Here is a 1,009-nt window from a genome sequence, read left to right on the forward strand (position 1 = left end):
ATAGGGTAGTTGCCAACATTCCGGGGAAATGTTTCATCAAAGAGAGTCAAGAGTCTAATAATCAGTTTTTTGATTGGGTTTCGGTCGTCTGCTTACTATGAATCTTAACACCCCGATGGCGTAGGTATTTGTAAAACGTCACTTTAGAAATACCCAACTTTTTGGCGATCATATTTACCCCCAATACCCCTTCTTTGTAATACATTTCCGCCAAACGCGCATTTTTCTCCGCTTCCGGGGAAAGACCTTTCTGTCGCCCACCCTTTCGGCCACGAGCACGCGCCGAAAGCAACCCGGCCTGCGTTCGCTCCCGAATCAGATCTCGTTCAAATTCCGCCAGCGAAGCAAACAGGTTTAAAACTAATCGCCCCTGAGCAGTGGTGCTATCAATCGCATCGGTTAAGCTCATTAAGCCAACCCCCTTTTGACTAAACTCATCAACGAGTTCCAACAGATGCTTCATCGAGCGGCCTAACCGATCCAGTTTGTAGATACAGACAATATCCCCATGGCGAAGCATGGTCCGTAGTTTGGCCAATTCGGGTCGATCAGCCTTGGCCCCCGATACGATTTCCCGAAAGATCAATTCACAGCCTGCCTTTTCCAGGGCATCCACTTGCAGATCGACTTGTTGGCCCTGGGTTGAGACACGGGCATAGCCTATTTTCATGCTGTTTGTTCACTTTAGTGTAGTCTATTACCGAATATACTGAACTTTGATTGGTGAACAAGTTTGATTAACTAATTTGGGCGATTGTAGACCAGGCTGATGAACCCTTACTGGTTCTGGAACTGGTACATTCATACGGTCGTTTCACTGAACCCTTCCATGACCCTCAAAGAAATTCTATCGCCTGATTTGCAGGACGAATTTGAGCGGCCTCCCGCCTTCTCCTTCATCAAACAACGTCATTTTTTCTCCATTCCAGGTTGGATGAAACCAATTCTACGGGGACTGGATTCTGACATCAACCGGGTGGGGTTCCTGTTACAATGGGGCTACTTTCGG

At 47.3% G+C, this 1,009-nt stretch carries 2 protein-coding genes; one reads left to right on the forward strand and one right to left on the reverse strand.

Annotated elements, in window-relative coordinates; translation table 11 throughout:
- Nucleotides 1–61 precede the first annotated feature (61 nt).
- Nucleotides 62–670, reverse strand: coding sequence for a recombinase family protein (locus AC23NW_RS36175; protein ID WP_487455581.1), 609 nt, complete (start codon nucleotides 668–670; stop codon nucleotides 62–64).
- 99 nt (nucleotides 671–769) lie between these two features.
- Here AC23NW_RS36175 and AC23NW_RS36180 point away from each other — a divergent pair.
- A partial coding sequence (locus AC23NW_RS36180) for a hypothetical protein (protein ID WP_487455583.1) occupies nucleotides 770–1,009 on the forward strand: 240 nt, incomplete at its 3' end.

Source organism: Arsenicibacter sp. R0_47, assembly GCF_057652235.1.